This is a genomic window from Streptomyces sindenensis (assembly GCF_014649035.1).
Classification (GTDB): domain Bacteria; phylum Actinomycetota; class Actinomycetes; order Streptomycetales; family Streptomycetaceae; genus Streptomyces; species Streptomyces sindenensis.
Map to the genome: position 1 here is coordinate 82,090 of NZ_BMSG01000013.1, position 14,920 is coordinate 97,009.

A 14,920-nucleotide genomic window follows, 5' to 3' on the forward strand; every position below is an offset into this window, starting at 1 on the left:
CCCATGAACCACGTGGACCGCACAGCCCCCACCCGTATGCCCTGGCACGGCGTCATCGTCGCGACGAGCCTCCCGTTCGACCGGGACCTCGCCGTCGACCACGGCGCCTACGGCGACAACGTCGCCTGGCTCGCCGAACAGGGCCTGCACGGCGTCGCCCCGAACGGGTCGCTGGGCGAGTACCAGACCCTGACCCACGAGGAACGCGACCGCGTCGTCGAGACCGCCGTCGCCCACGCCCCCGACGGCTTCACCGTGATGCCGGGCGTCGGCGCGTACGGCGCGATCGAGGCGCGGCGGCACGCCCTCTTCGCCAAGGACGCCGGCTGCCAGGCCGTCATGTGCCTGCCGCCGAACGCCTATCGCGCCGACGACCGCGCGGTACTGGAGCACTACGCGATGGTCGCCTCCGCCGGACTCCCCGTCACCGCCTACAACAACCCCATCGACACCAAGGTCGACCTGCGCCCGGAACTGCTGGCCAAGCTGCACGCCGAGGGGTTCATCGTGGGTGTGAAGGAGTTCTCCGGGGACGTACGGCGGTGCTACGCCATCAATGAACTCGCCCCCGGGCTCGACCTGATCATCGGCACCGACGACACCCTCCTCGAGGTCGGCGTCGCCGGGGCGAAGGGCTGGGTCGCCGGATATCCCCAGGTCTTCCCGCGCGCCTGCCTCGACCTCTACAACGCCGCGCTGGCCGGCGATCTCACCACCGCGCTCCCGCTCTACCGGCGGCTCCACTCCGTACTGCGCTGGGACAGCAGGACCGAGTTCGTCCAGGCGATCAAGCTCGGCCAGGACATGATCGGCCGGACCGGCGGTGTCTGCCGGCCGCCCCGCCGGCCCCTGGAGCCGGAGACCGAGGCCGTCGTACGTTCCGCCACCCAGGCCCTCATCGACGCGGGGGTGAACTGACGTGCGTTCCACGGTCTGCTACCACGCGGTCGACTCGCACACCGAGGGCATGCCGACCCGGGTGATCACCGGCGGGGTGGGTGTCCTCCCGGGCGCGACGATGGCCGAGCGTCGGCAGCGGTTCATGGCCGAACGGGACGGGCTGCGCACCCTGTTGATGTGTGAGCCACGCGGGCACGGGGCCATGTCCGGCGCGATCCTCCAGCCCCCCGCCCGGCCGGACGCCGACTTCGGCGTGCTGTTCATCGAGGTCTCCGGCTGCCTGCCCATGTGCGGCCACGGCACGATCGGCGTGGCGACGGTCCTGGTGGAGACGGGCATGGTCGAGGCGGTCGAGCCGGAGACCCTCATCCGCCTCGACACCCCCGCCGGTCTCGTCACGGCACGGGTCGCCGTCCGCGACGGCCGGGCCCGGTCCGTCACCCTGGAGAACGTCGCCTCCTACAGCCATGCCCTGGACCAGGTCGTCGACGTGGCGGGGTTCGGCCCCATCCGGTACGACATGGCGTACGGCGGCAACTTCTACGCGATCGTGCGCACCGAGGACCTCGGTATCCCCTTCGACCGGGCGGAGAAGGGCCGGCTGCTCGACGCGGGCCTCGCCGTCATGCGGGCGGTCAACGAGCAGAACCCGGTGGTCCACCCGGAGAACCCCGCGATCGACGTCTGCCACCACGTCTATCTGGAGGCCCCCGGCTCCACCGCCGCACACTCACGGCACGCCATGGCGATCCACCCCGGCTGGTTCGACCGCTCGCCCTGCGGGACGGGAACCAGCGCCCGGATGGCCCAACTGCACGCGCGGGGACTGCTGAAGACCGGGCAGGACTTCGTCAACGAGTCCTTCATCGGCTCCCGCTTCACCGGCCGGATCCTGGACGAGAGCACGGTCGGCGGCCGGCCCGCCGTCCTGCCCTCCGTCACCGGCCGGGCCTGGATCACCGGGACCGCGCAGTATCTGCTCGACCCGGCCGACCCCTACCCGGAGGGATTCACCGTATGACCACCGCCCCGTACACCGGGCCGATCGACACGGCCGACTGGCACACCGGCGGCGAGCCCTTCCGGATCGTGTCCGCGTCGCCGCCGGCCGTGACCGGGCCCGGTCTCACCGTCGCCGAGCGCCGCACGGCCGCCATCGCGGACGCCGGGGCGCAGTGGACCCGGGCCCTGCTGTGCGGCGAACCGCGCGGCCACGCCGACATGTACGGGGCGTTCCTGGTCCCGCCCGACGACGCAGGGGCCCACCTCGGCGCCCTCTTCTGGCACAAGGACGGCTTCTCCACGGCCTGCGGCCACGGCACGATCGCCCTGGGCGCCTGGGCGGTCGCCACCGGCCGGGTCCCGGCGCCGGCCGACGGGGTGACGGACGTCGTCATCGACGTCCCGTCCGGCCGGGTGACGGCGAGCGTGCGCACGGCGGGCGGCCGGGTCGCGGACGTCACCTTCGTCAACGTCCCCGGCCACGTCCACGCACGCGGTGTCGCGGTGGAGACCTCGTACGGAACCCTCACCGTCGACATCGCCTTCGGCGGGGCGATGTACGCCGTTCTCGCCGTGGCCGCGCTCGGCACCGGCCTCCGGGTCCGGCCACGGGACGTCACCGCGCTCATCGCGGCCGGCCGCGAGATCCGCGACGCGCTGAACGCCGCCCGCGCCGCCGAACACCCCGACGACCCACGGCTGTCCGGCGTCTACGGGACCGTGTTCACCGAAGAGGCCGGCCCCCCGGTCGAACGGCCCGACGGCACACGGCAACTGCACCACCGCAACGTCACGGTGTTCGCGGACGGCCAGGTCGACCGCTCCCCGTGCGGTTCGGGCACCGCGGCCCGGGTGGCGCTCCTGGCCGACTCCGGGGAGCTCCGCCTCGGCGACGAACTGCGGCACGAGTCGGTGGTGGGCTCCGTCTTCCACGCCCGGATCGAGCGGCCGGCCACGGCCCACGGCCGCCCCGCGGTCGTCCCGGCCGTGACGGGCACCGCGTACGCCACCGGGACCGGCCGCTTCACCGTCGACCCGGACGACACCCTCGTACCCGGGTTCGTGCTGCGATGACGGTGACGCTCGACGCGGCGGAGGTGGCCGCGCTCGGTCCGGCCGCCGCCGTCGCCGCGGTCCGGAAGGCGCTGGCCGGGGGGCTCGACCCGGACGGCGGCGTACCGAGGACGGTCGTGCCGCTGGCCCACGGACAGGGGCTGCTCATGCCCGCGGAGTACGGCGGCTGGTACGGCGTGAAGGCCGCCACCGTCGCGCCTGGCAACCCGGCGCGCGGGCTGCGGCGGATCAACGCCACGTATCTGCTGCACGACAGCGCGACCCTGACGCCGGTGGCCCTCCTGGACGGGGTGGCGCTGACGGCCCTGCGCACCCCGGCGGTCTCGGTCGCGGCCTGCCTGGAGCGGCTGCGCGCGCTCGCCGCCCGGTACGGCGGGCTGCGCCTGGTGGTCTTCGGCGCGGGCCCCCAGGGCGAGGGGCACGTCGCCGCCGTACGGGCGCACGTCCCGGTCTGCGACGTCACCGTCGTCACCCGACGCGGTGGGGCCGTGCCCGGCTGGGCGGACCGGCATCCGGCCGTCGGCGACGGCGGTGCGGCGGTCGCGGTGCGGCGTGCCCAGGTCGTCGTGACGGCCACCTCCGCACGCGAACCGCTGTTTGACGGGAGGCTGTTGTCCGACGAGGCGGTGGTGCTGGCGGTCGGCTCGCACGAACCGGACGTACGGGAGGTCGACGGCGCCCTGATGGGGCGGGCGACGGTGCTGGTGGAGAGCCGGGAGACCGCCCTCCGCGAGGCGGGCGACGTGGTGCTGGCGATCCGGGAGGGCGCGCTCGCGCCCGACTCCCTGGTCACCCTGGCGGACCTGGCCGGCGGAGGGGCCGTCGTCCCGGCCGACCGCCCGCTGGTCGTGAAGACGTGCGGGATGGGCTGGCAGGACCTGGTGGTCGCCGTCGCGGCCCACCGGCGGAAGGAGGGAACACCGGCGGAGCGGAGGTGAATTGAGCCGGGTCGTGCTGCCCGGTGCACCGACGCCTGCCGCTCCGACGCGACTTCGGCTCAGCGCGCGCCGAGCTTGCGGGACGGGGCCGCTCGCTCGGCCTCCCGCTTCCGGGCCGCCCACAGGGTCCGCACATGCGCGAGATGGCGGCGCATGTGCTCCTCGGCCGCCTCCGCGTCGCCCTCGATCATGATGTCCAGGAGCGCGGTGTGCTCCTGCGCCGAACCCACCAACGACCCTTCCTGGGAAAGGTCGGTGAGCCCGTACAGCCGGGAGCGCTTGCGCAGGTCGGCCACCGTCTCGACGAGGCGCGCGTTCCCCGCGAGGGCGAGCAGGTCGAGGTGGAAGCGGCGGTCCGACTCCAGGTAGCCGATCAGGTCGCCCCGCTGCGCGGCGGCCACGATCTCCTCGGCCACCGGGCGCACCGCCTCCAGCTGCTCGCGGGAGGCGGTGCGGGTCACGCGGCCGATGGTGGGGATCTCGATGAGTGCGCGGATCTCGGTGTACTCGTCCAGGTCGCGCTCGGAGAGCTCGGTGACCCGGAATCCCTTGTTGCGCACCGCCTCGACCAGGCCCTCCCGGGCCAGATCCAGCATGGCCTCGCGCACGGGTGTGGCCGAGACGCCGTACTCGGCGGCCAGGGTCGGCGCCGAGTAGATCACGCCGGGCTGGAGTTCCCCCGCTATCAGCGCGGCACGCAGGGCGCCCGCCACCTGGTCGCGCAGATGCTCCTGCACCGAGATGAGTTTGCGGGACTTCAGCTCACTCATGCGTTCCCCTTCAGATTTGTCACCGCACTATACAATGTCACGTTGCGCGGTGCGCGACCCCTCCTCGGCCGCCGGCCGCCGGCCTTCACCCGTCCAGGAGTCGGGCCATCCACTCCTCGACGTCGTCGGCCGTACGGGGCAGCGCTCCGGAGAGGAGTTTCGCACCGTCGGCGGTGATCACGAGGTCGTCCTCGATCCGTACGCCCATGCCGCGCAGCTCGGCCGGCAGTGTCTCGTCGTCCGGCTGGAGGTAGAGCCCGGGTTCGACGGTGAGGACGTGGCCCTCCTCCAGTACGCCGTCGAGATAGGTCTCCGCGCGGGCCCGGGCGCAGTCGTGCACGTCGATGCCGAGCATGTGCCCGCTGCTGCACAGGGTGTAGCGGCGGTACAGGCCGCTGTCGTCGGCGAGCGCCTCCTCGGGCGAGACAGGCAGGACGCCCCAGGCGTGCAGCCCCTCCGCGATGACGCGCATGGCCTCCCGGTGGAAGTCCCGGAAGCGGGCGCCGGGCCGCAGGACGGCGATGGCGGCCTCCTGCGCGGCCAGCACCAGTTCGTAGACGTCGCGCTGGGCCGGTGAGAAGCGGCCCGACAGGGGGAGGGTGCGGGTGATGTCCGCGGTGTAGAGGGTGTCGGTCTCCACCCCCGCGTCGAGCAGGAGGAGTTGGGACGGCGAGAGCGGGCCGTCGTTGCGGATCCAGTGCAGGACGCAGGCGTGCGCACCCCCCGCCGCGATGGTCTCGTACCCTGTGCCGTTGCCCTCGGCCCGTGCGCGCAGGTTGAACACGCCCTCGATCCGGCGCTCGCCGCGGGGGTGGCGCAGGGCGTCGGGGAGGGCGCGCACCACATCCTCGAACCCCGACGTGGTGTGGTCGACGGCCAGTTGGAGCTGGCCCACCTCCCAAGGATCTTTGCGCAGCCGGAGTTCGGCGAGTACGGCGTCCAACTCGGCGTCTCTCGAAGGGCTGTGGGACCGTGCGGGGAGCAGGCCGTCGACCCGGAGGTCGACGCCGGCGAGCAGGCGGGTCGGCGGCTGCGGGCCGGCGAGGAGCCCCGGCAGCTCGTCCAGGTGGGCGCAGCGCAGCCCGGTGAGCGCGGATGTCTCGTCCAGGTCGGGCCGGCGGCCGACCCAGAACTCGCCGTAGCGGCGGTCGCGGTAGAACCCGCTGGTGTCGCGCGGGGAGCGGGGGCGGATGTGGAGCACCGCCTCGTGGCCGTCGGCACCCGACGGTTCGAGGACCAGGACGTGGTCGGGCTGCTCCTCGCCGGTCAGTCCGGTCAGCCAGGCGTACGCGCTGTGGGGGCGGAAGCGGTGATCGGTGTCGTTCGAGCGGACCTTGAGCGTTCCGGCGGGTATCACCAGCCGTTCGCCCGGGAAGCGCGCCGACAGCCGCTGCCGCCGCTCCGGCAGCAGGGCGTGGCCGGGAACCCTTGCGTCGGCGGGCAGCGGGGAGGGCGCCCAGCCGGTCGCCATGAAGGCGTCCAGGGCGGCCGGGACCGGCAGGTCGTGACTGCCCGTGTGCGGTCGGGCCGGGGGCGTGGAGGTCATGGGTCTCCTTCGGAGGGTGTGGGGCGGGGCTGCCGAGGACGCCGGGCCGGAGGTCCGAAGCGTCCGGGCTGCCGGACACGTTTCGGTAACGGGGCGTCATACTCCTTGGCTGTGCAATTTCACATTACTATGTTACGGGTCACATCGCGTGGCTGCGGACGCGTTTCCCGGTCCGCTCCGCCTCGTGTTCCGCAAGCAGTAGCCCACCGGGCCGCTCGGCGTTCCGGAGCACCAAGTCCCCCCGGACCCTCCCCTCCTGCTCCTTCCTCCGCCCCGTTCCGCTGTCGCCGTGCCCCGTTCCCGTACCGAGGAGTGCCCCATGTCCCGTCGCAGCCGTGCGCTGTCCGTATCCCTGAGCACCTCGCTGGCCCTGGCCCTGCTGGGCGCCTGCTCCCCGCAGGGAGGTGATGACCGCGGCCCGGACGTCCGGCAGCCCGGGGTGGCGACCGGCACCGTCATCGGCGGCACACCGAAGCGGGGCGGCACCCTGACCGTGCTGTCCAACCAGGACTTCGCCCATCTGGACCCGGCCCGCAACTGGGTCATGCCGACCATGGACTTCGGCACCCGGCTGATCTACCGCACCCTCACGACCTTCCGGGCCGCGCCCGGGAAGCGGGGCAGCGAGATCGTCCCCGACCTGGCGACCGACCTCGGCAGATCCTCCGACGGCGGCCGCACCTGGACGTTCACCCTGAAGTCCGGCCTCCGCTACGAGGACGGCACCCCGATCCGCGCCCGCGACATCAAGTACAACGTCGAGCGCTCCTTCGCCCCGGACCTCGCCGGCGGCCCGGACTACGCCCAGCGCTATCTGGCCGGCGCCGAGGGATACACCGGCCCGCTGGACGGCAAACACCTCGACTCGATCCGCACCCCCGACGACCGGACCATCGTCTTCTCGCTGCGCGGGCCCGTCGCCGAGTTCTCCTCCACGGTCACACTGCCCACCTTCTCTCCCGTGCCCGCGTCCCGGGAGAAGGGCGTCCAGTACGACCTGCGGCCCTTCTCCTCGGGGCCGTACCGCATCGAGAGCTACGCCCGGGGCAAGAAGCTGGTGCTCGGCCGCAACCCCCACTGGGACGCGGCGACCGACCCGGTGCGCAAGGCGTACCCCGACCGCATCGTGGTGATCCAGGGCCTCAAGGGCGGGCAGATAGACGACCGGATCATCGAGAGCGCGGGCGCCGACGCCTCCGCGGTCGAATGGTCCGACCTGCAACCCTCCAGCGTCGCCAAGGTCCTGCCGAAGCCCGGGATCCGGCAGCGGCTCTCCGCCGAGCGCACCGGCTGCACCGACATGCTCGCGCTGAACACCTCCCGGGCGCCCTTCGACGACCCGAAGCTCCGTCGGGCGATGCAGTACGCCGTCGACAAGCAGGCCCAGGTCACCGCCAACGGCGGGCCCGCCCTCAACGACATCGCCACCGCCTATCTGCCGCCGTCCCTCACCGGCGGCCGCGCCGCCGACCCGGTCCACACCGGGCCGGCCACCGGTGACGTGAAGAAGGCCGAGAAGCTGCTCGCCGAGGCGGGCAGGGGCGACGGCTTCGACACGACGATCACCGTGTCCACCGGCGACAAGACCCGCGCCGAGGCGCTCCAGCAGAGCCTGGCCCGGGTCGGCATCCGCCTGCGTATCGAGACGGTCGACCCCTCGGTCTACTACGACACCATCGGCGACACCGCGAACGCCCCCGACATGGCCATCAGCGGCTGGTGCCCGGACTATCCGTCCGCCGCCACCTTCCTGCCGTTCGTCTTCGACGGCCGCACCATCAAGGCCAAGGGCAACCAGGGCAACGTCTCCCAGTTCCGCGACAAGGCCGTGGAGCGGCGCATGGACGAGATCGCCGCCATGCCCGACGCGACCGCCGCCGCGAAGGCGTGGAACGCGCTCGACCGGGAGATCCAGCGCAAGTCCCCGGCCGTCCCCCTGCTCTGGGAGCGCAAGCCGCTGCTCGTCGGCGACAACATCGCCGGAGCCTTCGGACACCCCTCCTGGACCGGCCAGTTCGACTTCGCGGTGATCGGCCTGAAGGACCCGTCCCGGAGCCAGGGCTGAAAGGGCGGGGACGCGTTCCCATGAGCATCCTCGACGCCCCGGCCACCGGCCCCGGCTCACCTTCCCCGCCCGACGCCCTCCGGCGGACCACCTGGCGCCGCCTGTGGGGCGACCGGGGCAGCCGGACCGCCCTGGTCGCCGCCGCCCTGCTGATCCTGATCGCCCTCACCGCGCCCCTGCTCAGCCGGCTGGGCGGCTGGTCGCCCACCGCCTTCGACGCCGACGCCATCGACCCCTACCTCGGCGGTCTGCCCCACGGAGCCCTCGGCGGCATCAGCGCCGAACACTGGCTCGGCGTCGAACCCGTCACCGGCCGCGACCTGTTCGCCCGCGTCGTCCACGGCGCCCAGGTCTCCCTGCTGATCGCCTTCGCCGCCACCGCGATCGTCGTCGCCACCGGCACCGCCGCGGGCATCGCCGCCGGCTACTTCGGCGGGCGCGTCGACACCGTACTGAGCAGGCTGATGGACCTCACCATGTCCTTCCCCTCGCTCATCTTCATGATCGCGATGATGTCGGTGGCCCAGGACGTCAACCGGGTCGTGCTGATGACCGTCGTCATCGGCGTCTTCGGCTGGCCCGGCATCGCCCGCGTGGTGCGCGCCGAGGCCCTCTCCCTGCGCCACCGCGAATTCGTCGAGGCCGCCCGCGCCTGCGGCAGCGGGCCCTGGCGGATCCTCACCCGGCAGGTGCTGCCCAACATCTCCGGCCCCGTCATCGCGTACACCACGCTGCTGATCCCCGGAATGATCAGCACCGAGGCCGCGCTCAGCTTCCTCGGAGTGGGGGTGCGCCCGCCCACCCCCTCCTGGGGCCAGATGATCGCGGAAGCCGTCGCGTACTACGAGACGGACCCCATGTACTTCATCGTCCCCAGCGTCTTCCTCTTCGTCGCCGTCCTCGCCTTCACGGTCCTCGGCGACGCGCTGCGCGACATCCTCGACCCCCAGGGAGGCCGGCCGTGATCGCCTACCTGATCCGCAGAATTCTCGGCGTGGCGGGCGTCCTCCTGGCCATCTGCGCCGTCACCTTCACCATCTTCTACCTGCTGCCCGCCGACCCCGCCGCGGCGGCCTGCGGCAAGACGTGCAGCCCCGAACGGCTGGCGGAGGTGCGCCACTTCATGGGGCTCGACCAGCCCGTGTGGCGCCAGTTCGGCGACTACCTCGTCGGTATCTTCGCCGGCCGCGAGCTGGGCAGCGGCCCCCATGCGATCCAGTGCGGCTTCCCCTGCCTCGGCTACTCCTACGAGAACGCCCTGCCGGTGTGGGACCTGCTGATGGACCGGCTGCCCGTCTCCGTGTCGCTGGCCTTCGGCGCCGCCTGCCTGTGGCTGGTGCTGGGGCTGGGCGCCGGGGTGACCGCGGCCCTGCGCAAGGGCGGCCTCCTCGACCGCACCCTGATGGTCGGCGCGGTCGCCACCGCCTCGCTGCCCGTCTACTTCACCGCGGTGATGCTCCTGTACGGCCTGGTCCGGCTGACCGGACTGCTGCCCTACCCCGCCTACGTCGCGCTCACCGACGACCCGTTCGCCTGGGCGGCCAACCTGCTGCTGCCCTGGGTGGCCCTGGCCCTGCTCTACGCCGCCATGTACGCCCGCCAGAGCCGCAGTTCGATGATCGAGACGATGGAGCAGCCCTACATCCGGACCGCCCGCGCCAAGGGCCTGCCCGCCCGGACCGTGGTGGTCAAGCACGGGCTGCGCTCCGCGATGACGCCCGTGCTCACGCTCTTCGGCATGGACCTCGGCGCCCTGCTGGCCGGAGCGGTCATCACCGAGTCCATCTTCGGCATCCCCGGTGTGGGCCGGCTCTTCTACGACGCCCTGCAACGCTCCGACCAGCCCGTCGTGCTCGGCGTCACGCTGCTCGCGGCCTTCTTCATCGTGGCGGCCAACGTCGTCATCGACCTGCTGTACGCCGTCGTCGACCCGAGGGTGAGGAACTGACCGTGCCGCCCACCACCGTGCCGCCCTCCACCGAACCGGACCAGTGCCCCGAACCGGACCGGCCCCTGCTGCGCGTCCACGATCTGCGGGTCGCCTTCGACACCCCGGCCGGAGCCGTCCAGGCCGTCGACGGGGTCTCCTTCACCGTGGCGGCCGGCCGCACCCTGGGGCTGGTCGGCGAGTCCGGCTCCGGCAAGTCGGTCACCTCCCTCGCCGTGATGGGCCTGCACCGCCGGGCCCGGGTGAGCGGATCGATCACCCTCGCCGGAGAGGAACTCCTCGGCCTGACCGACCGCCGGTTCGGCCGGCTGCGCGGCCGCCGGATGGCGATGGTCTTCCAGGATCCGCTGTCCGCGCTGCATCCCGCGTACACGGTCGGCGAACAGATCGCGGAGGCCCACCGCCACCACTTCGGCAGTGGCCGGCGCGTCGCCCGCAGACGGGCCGTGGACATGCTCGGCGAGGTCGGCATCCCCGAACCGGCCCGCCGGGCGGGGGAGTACCCGCACCAGTTCTCCGGCGGCATGCGCCAGCGCGCCATGATCGCCATGGCCCTGTCCTGCGAACCCGAACTGCTCGTCGCCGACGAACCGACCACCGCACTCGACGTCACCGTCCAGGCGCAGATCCTCGAACTGATCGCCCGCCTCCAGCAGGAGCGCGGACTGGGCGTCCTGATGATCACCCACGACCTGGGGGTGGTGGCGCGCGTCGCCCACGAGGTGCTCGTCATGTACGGCGGACGCGGCGCCGAACAGGCCCCGGTGGACGAGCTGTTCAGCAGCCCGGCCCACCCCTACACCCGCGGCCTCCTGGACTCGCTGCCCCGGCTGGACGACCCCGACGACGCACCGCTGCGTGCCATCCCGGGCTCCCCGCCGTCACCGGCCGAGCCCCTGACCGGCTGCCCCTTCGCACCGCGCTGCCCCCGGGCGGCCGCCGCCACCGCCCCGGAGCGGGCCCGCTGCGCCGGGGAGAGCCCGAGCCCCAGGGACGTACGCGGCGACGGCCGGCTGGTCGCCTGCCATCTGCCCCTGCCGGCCGCCCCGGCCGCCCCGCACCCCGGCCCGCCCGGCGGCGCACCCGTACCGGCCGAGGAGGCCCGATGAGATCCGCGTACTCCAACTCCGCCGAACCGTCCGCACGTTCGGCTTCTCCAGGCGGGGCTGCGCCCCTGCTGTCCGTACGAGGGCTGGTGAAGACGTTCCCCGGCCGCCGCGTCCTGGGCCGCGCGGCCGCGCCCGTCCGGGCGGTGGACGGTGTCGATCTGGAGCTCGCCGCGGGGGAGACCCTGGGGCTGGTCGGGGAGTCGGGCTGCGGCAAGTCCACGACGGGCAGGATGCTGGTCCGGCTGCTCGAACCCACCGCGGGGACCGTCGAGTTCGAGGGCCGCGACATCACCCATCTGTCCCCGCGCGAGCTACGGCCCACCCGGCGGCACCTCCAGATCATCTTCCAGGACCCTCACGCCTCCCTGAACCCGCGGCAGACCGTCGCCCGGATCATCTCCGAACCCCTGCTGGTGCAGGGGGCCACCGCCCGGTCCGCCCGGGAGCGGGCCGCCGAACTCCTCGACCTGGTGGGCCTGGGGGAGGAGCACCTGGACCGGCACCCGTACCAGTTCTCCGGCGGGCAGGCCCAGCGGATCGGTATCGCCCGCGCCCTGGCGACCGGCCCCCGCCTGATCGTCGCCGACGAGCCGGTCTCCGCGCTCGACGTGTCCGTACAGGCTCAGGTCGTCAATCTGATGGACCGTCTGGGAGCGGAGCTGGGGCTGTCGTTCCTCTTCATCGCCCACGACCTGTCGGTCGTGAAGCGGGTGTGCGACCGGGTGGCGGTGATGTACCTGGGGCGCATCGTCGAGATCGGCGACAAACGGGAGTTGTACGACCGCCCCGCGCACCCCTACACCCGGGCCCTGCTCTCCGCGGTTCCCCTGCCCGACCCGGCGGCCGAGCGCCGCCGCGAGCGGATCCTCCTCCTCGGCGACCCGCCGAGCCCCGCGGCGCCGCCCAACGGCTGCGGCTTCCACCCGCGCTGTCCCAAGGCGCAGGCGGTCTGCCGCACCGAGCGGCCGTCGCTCCAGGTCGTGGGCTCGGGAGCGCGCACGGCGGCCTGCCATTTCCCCGAGACGGACTGAAAGAACCGTGGTTTTCCGGCACGGGTCTTCCTTGTGATGTGTGACCTGTGCCATTGTACATGGCACAGGGCGTGCACATGCCAAGTCTGGCTCCGGCCCCTTTCCGTCCGGCCGACAGCACGGCATGACGACATCCCCGAGCCGCGCCCTGTCCACCCCATCGGACACGCACGCCGCGTGCCCCGATCCCTCATGGGAGGAAAATCAACGTGAGAACCACACTCGTCCGCCGAGGTGTGGGTGCCGTTCTGCCGCTGGCTCTGGCCGGGGCGATGGGCGTCGCGCTGCTCGCGCAGCCGGCCCAGGCGCAGCCGAACTCCCCTTCGGCCGCCACGGCATCGAACGCGTCGCAGCCGTCCCGCCCCACCGGGACGGCCGACCCCGCGCCGCAGGCGCAGCAGTCCCCCACGTCCGAGACCGGCCACCTGACCGAGGACCGGCGGCCGGTCTCCCAGCTCCCCCCGCTGAGCGCCGACAAGTCCCCCCTCAAAGAGGCGTACGGCGACCACGACGCCCCGAAGAAGAAGGACGCCGGAGGGAAGCTCTCGGCGAAGGCGGCCGCCGCGTGCGACCCGGCCGACTTCACCGGCCGCACCGGGGCCGAGCTGGTGCGGCAGATCAAGGCGTCCACGACCGACTGCGTCAACACGCTGTTCAGCCTGACCGGGAGCAACGCCCGACTGGCCTTCCGCGAGGCCCAGATGGTCACCGTGGCCTACGCGCTGCGCGACAACGCCGCCTACTACCCGGGCGACGGGAGCACCGGCACCCCGCAGCTCGTCCTCTACCTCCGGGCCGGGTACTACGTGCAGTGGTACAACCCGGATGTCGTCGGACCGTACGGCAGCGCCCTGCGGACCGCCATCCGCTCGGGCCTCGACAGCTTCTTCGCGAGCCCCCGGTCGCGTGACGTCACCGACGAGAACGGCGAGACGCTGTCCGAGGCGGTCATCCTGATCGACAGCGCTCAGGAGAACGCCCGCTACCTCGCCGTCGTCAAGCGGATGCTGGCGGACTACGACGCGTCCTGGAACGACTTCTCGCGGATGCTCGCCGCCGTCAACGGCGTGTACACGGTGACCTTCCGGGGCCACCAGACGCCCGAATTCGTCAGCGCCGTCGAGGCGGACCCGAGCGTCATCGACTCCCTGCACCGCTTCGCCGCCGATCACCTCTCCCTGCTGGGTGGCGACCACGCGTACCTGGCCTCCAACGCCGGGCGGGAACTGGGCCGCTTCCTCCAGTACCCGAGCCTGCGGGGCAAGGCCCGGCCCCTGGCCACCGACCTGCTCGGCCGCAGCTCCATCACCGGCCCCACCGCCGCGCTCTGGGTGGGCATAGCGGAGATGGCCGCCTACTACGACAAGGCGAACTGCGCGGCGTACGGCGTCTGCGACCTCCAGGAGCGCCTGAAGCGCGAGGTCCTGCCGGTCCGCCACACCTGTAGCTCCAGCATCCGCATCCTGGCCCAGCAGATGACGTCCGCCGAACTGAGCGCCAGCTGCACCAGCCTCATCGAGCAGGACGCCTACTTCCACCGGATCGCCAAGGACGACGGCCCGGTCGCCGACGACCACAACACCAGCATCGAGGTCATCGCCTACGACTCCAGCGCCGACTACCAGACCTACGCCGGCGCGATGTACGGGATCGACACCAACAACGGCGGCATGTACCTGGAGGGCGACCCCTCCGTCGTGGGCAACCAGCCCCGCTTCATCGCCTACGAGGCCGAATGGCTGCGGCCGGACTTCCACATCTGGAACCTCAACCACGAGTACACGCACTACCTCGACGGCCGCTTCACCATGTACGGCGACTTCACCGAGAACATGAGCACCCCCACCGTCTGGTGGGTGGAGGGCTTCGCGGAGTACATCTCCTACCACTACCGGGGCGAGCCCTACACCGCGGCGATGACCGAGGCCGGCAAGGGCACCTACGCCCTGAGCACCCTCTTCGGCACCGACTACAGCCACGGCACCACGCGGGTGTACCGGTGGGGCTACCTCGCCGTGCGGTACATGCTGGAGCAGCACCCCGCCGACATGGAAACGGTGCTCGGCCACTACCGCACCGGACAGTGGGCCGCCGCCCGGACCCACCTCACCGGCACGATTGGCACCCGGTACGACAGCGACTTCCGGACCTGGCTGGCGGGGTGCGCGGCCGGTGACTGCGGCGACGGCTCCACCACCCCCGTCTCGGAGTGCACCGACCCCGACACCCGCGTCCTGGGCGAGAACTGCCGCCGCAGCAACCTCTCCGCCACCACCGGCAACTACGCCTACCACTACCTGTACATCCCGGCCGGAACCGAGCAGCTGAAGATCACCGTCAGCGGCGGCACCGGCGACGCGGACCTCTACTACAGCGGCACCGGCTGGGCCACCACCGCATCCCACACCAGCCGCGCCACCGGCCCCGGCAACTCCCACACCCTGACCGTCACCGACCCGCCCGCGGGCGCCAACTACATCAGCCTGCACGCGGCGAGCACCTTCGGCGGAGCCACCGTCACGACCGCCTACTGATCC

General features: G+C 72.5%; 12 protein-coding genes. 10 read left to right on the plus strand and 2 right to left on the minus strand.

The annotated features are described in order from the left end of the window. The first annotated feature begins 3 nt into the window (after positions 1 to 3). Genes IE145_RS16570 through IE145_RS16585 form a run of 4 tightly spaced genes read left to right on the plus strand, consistent with a single transcriptional unit; the run spans position 4 to position 3,914 of the window. Complete coding sequence (locus IE145_RS16570; protein WP_189525805.1) at positions 4 to 918, plus strand: dihydrodipicolinate synthase family protein; 915 nt, start codon at positions 4 to 6, stop codon at positions 916 to 918. A 1-nt stretch (position 919) separates the two neighbouring features. Continuing rightward, positions 920 to 1,921 (plus strand): proline racemase family protein, encoded by a 1,002-nt coding sequence (locus IE145_RS16575; RefSeq protein WP_189525806.1) that lies wholly within the window; start codon positions 920 to 922, stop codon positions 1,919 to 1,921. Beyond that, on the plus strand, positions 1,918 to 2,976 hold the full coding sequence (locus tag IE145_RS16580; RefSeq protein ID WP_189525807.1) for a proline racemase family protein: 1,059 nt from the start codon (positions 1,918 to 1,920) through the stop codon (positions 2,974 to 2,976). The genes IE145_RS16575 and IE145_RS16580 overlap by 4 nt, the downstream gene beginning before the upstream one ends. Further along, the gene (locus IE145_RS16585; protein WP_189525808.1) at positions 2,973 to 3,914 is read left to right on the plus strand and encodes an ornithine cyclodeaminase family protein; all 942 of its coding nucleotides are present in this window, start codon (positions 2,973 to 2,975) and stop codon (positions 3,912 to 3,914) included. The genes IE145_RS16580 and IE145_RS16585 overlap by 4 nt, the downstream gene beginning before the upstream one ends. 59 nt (positions 3,915 to 3,973) lie before the next feature. Here IE145_RS16585 and IE145_RS16590 read toward each other — a convergent pair whose 3' ends face one another. Both IE145_RS16590 and IE145_RS16595 read right to left on the minus strand, forming a co-directional pair. Beyond that, positions 3,974 to 4,684 carry a GntR family transcriptional regulator gene (locus IE145_RS16590; RefSeq protein WP_150196605.1) on the minus strand — a complete coding sequence of 237 codons (711 nt, stop codon included), beginning with the start codon at positions 4,682 to 4,684 and terminating at the stop codon, positions 3,974 to 3,976. 85 nt (positions 4,685 to 4,769) lie between these two features. After that, positions 4,770 to 6,230, minus strand: coding sequence for an aminopeptidase P family protein (locus tag IE145_RS16595; RefSeq protein WP_189525809.1), 1,461 nt, complete (start codon positions 6,228 to 6,230; stop codon positions 4,770 to 4,772). A gap of 319 nt (positions 6,231 to 6,549) precedes the next feature. Here IE145_RS16595 and IE145_RS16600 point away from each other — a divergent pair, with 319 nt between their 5' ends. From IE145_RS16600 to IE145_RS16625, 6 genes are all read left to right on the plus strand, one after another. Beyond that, the gene (locus tag IE145_RS16600; RefSeq protein WP_189525810.1) at positions 6,550 to 8,295 is read left to right on the plus strand and encodes an ABC transporter substrate-binding protein; all 1,746 of its coding nucleotides are present in this window, start codon (positions 6,550 to 6,552) and stop codon (positions 8,293 to 8,295) included. A gap of 20 nt (positions 8,296 to 8,315) precedes the next feature. Further along, positions 8,316 to 9,260, plus strand: a complete 945-nt coding sequence (locus IE145_RS16605; protein WP_189525811.1) for an ABC transporter permease — start codon at positions 8,316 to 8,318, stop codon at positions 9,258 to 9,260. Beyond that, positions 9,257 to 10,243 (plus strand): ABC transporter permease, encoded by a 987-nt coding sequence (locus IE145_RS16610; protein WP_189525812.1) that lies wholly within the window; start codon positions 9,257 to 9,259, stop codon positions 10,241 to 10,243. Before IE145_RS16605 ends, IE145_RS16610 begins: the two co-directional genes overlap by 4 nt. 2 nt (positions 10,244 to 10,245) lie before the next feature. After that, the gene (locus IE145_RS16615) at positions 10,246 to 11,352 is read left to right on the plus strand and encodes an ABC transporter ATP-binding protein (RefSeq protein ID WP_229825596.1); all 1,107 of its coding nucleotides are present in this window, start codon (positions 10,246 to 10,248) and stop codon (positions 11,350 to 11,352) included. Next, positions 11,349 to 12,383 carry an ABC transporter ATP-binding protein gene (locus IE145_RS16620; protein ID WP_229825597.1) on the plus strand — a complete coding sequence of 345 codons (1,035 nt, stop codon included), beginning with the start codon at positions 11,349 to 11,351 and terminating at the stop codon, positions 12,381 to 12,383. The genes IE145_RS16615 and IE145_RS16620 overlap by 4 nt, the downstream gene beginning before the upstream one ends. A gap of 272 nt (positions 12,384 to 12,655) precedes the next feature. After that, positions 12,656 to 14,917: a M9 family metallopeptidase gene (locus IE145_RS16625; RefSeq protein WP_229825608.1), complete on the plus strand. Its 2,262-nt coding sequence runs from the start codon at positions 12,656 to 12,658 to the stop codon at positions 14,915 to 14,917. Positions 14,918 to 14,920: the final 3 nt, after the last annotated feature.

Bases quoted from the DNA above. Each gene is read 5' to 3' on its own strand.
- IE145_RS16580 (WP_189525807.1), top strand. From the start codon at position 1,918: ATGACCACCGCCCCGTACACCGGGCCGATCGACACGGCCGACTGGCAC.
- IE145_RS16600 (WP_189525810.1), top strand. From the start codon at position 6,550: ATGTCCCGTCGCAGCCGTGCGCTGTCCGTATCCCTGAGCACCTCGCTG.
- IE145_RS16625 (WP_229825608.1), top strand. From the start codon at position 12,656: ATGGGCGTCGCGCTGCTCGCGCAGCCGGCCCAGGCGCAGCCGAACTCC.
- IE145_RS16590 (WP_150196605.1), bottom strand. From the start codon at position 4,684: ATGAGTGAGCTGAAGTCCCGCAAACTCATCTCGGTGCAGGAGCATCTG.
- IE145_RS16605 (WP_189525811.1), top strand. From the start codon at position 8,316: ATGAGCATCCTCGACGCCCCGGCCACCGGCCCCGGCTCACCTTCCCCG.
- IE145_RS16620 (WP_229825597.1), top strand. From the start codon at position 11,349: ATGAGATCCGCGTACTCCAACTCCGCCGAACCGTCCGCACGTTCGGCT.
- IE145_RS16570 (WP_189525805.1), top strand. From the start codon at position 4: ATGAACCACGTGGACCGCACAGCCCCCACCCGTATGCCCTGGCACGGC.
- IE145_RS16585 (WP_189525808.1), top strand. From the start codon at position 2,973: ATGACGGTGACGCTCGACGCGGCGGAGGTGGCCGCGCTCGGTCCGGCC.
- IE145_RS16595 (WP_189525809.1), bottom strand. From the start codon at position 6,230: ATGACCTCCACGCCCCCGGCCCGACCGCACACGGGCAGTCACGACCTG.